This is a genomic window from Oligoflexus sp., from assembly GCF_035638955.1.
Taxonomy (GTDB): Bacteria; Bdellovibrionota_B; Oligoflexia; order Oligoflexales; family Oligoflexaceae; genus Oligoflexus.
In genome coordinates, this window is the sequence record NZ_DASQYZ010000070.1 from 1 (window position 1) to 2,788 (window position 2,788).

A 2,788-nucleotide genomic window follows, 5' to 3' on the forward strand; every position below is an offset into this window, starting at 1 on the left:
TAATGCGTTTTGCATTTTTACCAAATGCCGAAAATGATCATCTTTTAAACCACTGTATTTTGATCACCAACTGCGGGTGATGAGGCAGGATACGATCAGGTGGGGACGGAGTCTAACCGTGACTTGCTGGGGCGCTTACGACGATACGATCCTTTCTCTAAGACCACTAGACCATGCTGGCCAGCATATCGACGCATTCTTGCTCGGATAAACCCTTCAAAAACGTTATACATGTTTACGATTGCATTGTGGGCCGTGTAACCAAACAACGATGTCTGCGGTGCCCAGGCTTTCCGTACCAGCTGAGTAAGAAAGATTGCGCGGCGGTACCGGTCCCCAGGTTCTGGTAACCAGTCCGGTTCGGGGGGAAGTTCCTTAATCCCGTTGAGGAGGCTTGCTTCTGCCCGGAGGGCTTGTACTGCGTCAAATCTGGCTAGATTGACCAAGGCGGAGGCGGCCCAGTTCAGGGCTTGGTTGATTCCAATATCAAAGCTCCAGATGGCATCCCGTGAATAAACACCGCGCCGTACAGGAAAGTTGAAGCGCAGGTCTTCCATTGGCAGGATCTTGCCACGTACGCATTGTCTATTGTCATCTTCTTCAATGTAAGCACCTTGATAGCCAGCCGCACGAATCAAAGCCATTTCTCGTCCTAAGGCAAGAGCCAGCACGTCCCAGAGGTCATTGCCGTCAATCCTTGCCAGACACTCCTTCCAACTCTCAGGCAGCTCGCCTTCTCCCTCGAGCATCATGCGAAGGGCATTGGTGCCCCCAACCTTTGGTGCCACAGAAATATATCCGTCCGGCAAAATCACGCTGCCTACCCAGTGTGAAGCCGTAACGTCAAACACCCCCTTTGAGTCAGAGCGCGAGACGGAAACGAATTGGTCAATTTTTTCGAGGGCATCACGAGAACGCGTAGGCAGATTCACTGAGAGCTTTTCGTATTCCCGTAACGAGACGCTCGTGGTATTTTTCATGCCGATTCCTTGGTCGACTCTTCTGCATCGTCGGAGGCATCGATCGATCTGGCTGCCTCCTTCCAGAGGGCATTAAAATCATAGTCGCCAATTCGATGCGGAGTTGCGGCAAAGTACTCCTGTAGCAGGGGCTTAACTGCTGAAACCCAAATCTCTTCAGTTGCCTGTTTGTCGAGGCCTATGCTTCGTCTGGTTATATCAAGGAAGTAACTATGCCCCACTCTGAGTCGTGCATCAGGAAGCTTGGAATTGAGGAGATCGAAGAAGCGAATTGCAGTTTCATGCTCATGAGTTCCTGATTCATACCAGGACCGAAGCACGTCCGAGCTAGGATTGAGGTCAATGAAACGGAATCGCCGCCGGAGGGCATAATCCACCAGAGCGAGGGATCGATCAGCGCAATTCATTGTTGCTATGATGAAAACATTGCTGGGAATCGAAAATTGAGTCCTGGAATAAAGCAGGGGCAAAGACTCGGTGCGGTACTCCAAAAGGTAGAGGAGTTCGCCAAAGATCCTGCTGACGTTGCCACGATTGATTTCATCAATGATGAAGACGAATCGCTCGTCTCTAAAGGCCGGGCGGGAGGCCCGTCTGCAAAATTCCACGAATGGGCCAGCGATCTCCTGGTAGGTCATTTGTCCGTGGACAACTCGGGGACGGATACCTTCAATAAAGTCTTCATAGGAGTAGGACTGGTGGAACTGAACCATCGCCACGTTTTCGCGATTCGATGCCAATCCCTCGGCTAGTTGTTTGGCGAGTCGTGTTTTGCCAGTACCCGGAGGTCCGACAAGGATCATCTGTTTTGACGCATGATCATTGCCGACAAGCCCGCGATTAATGACTGTTCTCAATAATCTAAGCTCTTCGCTGTTTGCACCCCAATTCAGCTCTTTTCTTAGATGTGCCCAACCTTGCTCTGTATTCAACGATGGGGCTTTCAGGGGATCTGCTATCTTTATCTCGAGACTCTGGTCGGTGTCCGACCCTTCTTTCGCATCAGGCAGGTACTGCTCATATGCATCAAAGCTCGCCATCGCGAAGAGGGGAATGATATCTTTCATGACCTGCTGGATCAACGTACCCAGGCTTGCTCCCAGGTTGATGGCTTCATCTCGTGGCCACATCCGTTCGATGACCAGGGTTGAGTTTCCTTCCAGGAGGCGGGTCACTTCCTTGGTCGAACACTCAAAGGTACTGCCATCGCGGCGCCCGCTGACATTGAAGTCTGCAATATGAAAACCGGCACTAGAAAGGTAGTCAAGGTATGAGCCGAAATCAAAATCTGTTTCGTCTAGGGCTTCCTTTAGACGTTCTAGGAAAGCCTCGGCTCTGGCCCCTGTCGCAAAACCGGCCGAGATATGATCAGGATGAATGTATACGAAGAGTTGTGTGCCCGTACTTCGCTTGACACCTTTCGGGAAGAAAGCCATCCAATAGTGATAGTGGATGCCACCTCTTCCATAATCATTTTTGGGTATCCTGCTCGTTATGTTCCTTTGCGTCTCAACTTCACTGCCGAATATTTCCGCAACAATCGGAGTCAGATCCTTGATAAGTAGAGCTAATGGTTCGGCAAGGTGAGGCCAAAGTGTTTCAGGAAACTCCGACTTTTACTGTTCATGACTGGATATTTATCTGGGTAGACCACGGCGAGGATTGCTGTGTGCTTTCCGAAGAGAATAAAAATCAGAGATTGGATTTATAGTTCCACGGCAGCCACATCTCAGGTTTCATATAAACCCGCGAGCGGTTTTCTTGCAGCGCGACCAGATAATCGAAGCTGTTGACATTGGCGCTATTGC

Annotated in this window: 2 protein-coding genes; both read right to left on the reverse strand. The window is 50.3% G+C overall.

Features of this window, described 5'->3' with window-relative positions; genetic code table 11:
• Positions 1–95: 95 nt before the first annotated feature.
• Positions 96–980, reverse strand: a complete 885-nt coding sequence (locus VE954_RS06895; RefSeq protein WP_324951024.1) for a 5-methylcytosine restriction system specificity protein McrC — start codon at positions 978–980, stop codon at positions 96–98.
• Positions 977–2,416, reverse strand: a complete 1,440-nt coding sequence (locus tag VE954_RS06900; RefSeq protein WP_324951026.1) for an McrB family protein — start codon at positions 2,414–2,416, stop codon at positions 977–979. The genes VE954_RS06895 and VE954_RS06900 overlap by 4 nt, the downstream gene beginning before the upstream one ends.
• Positions 2,417–2,788 lie beyond the last annotated feature (372 nt).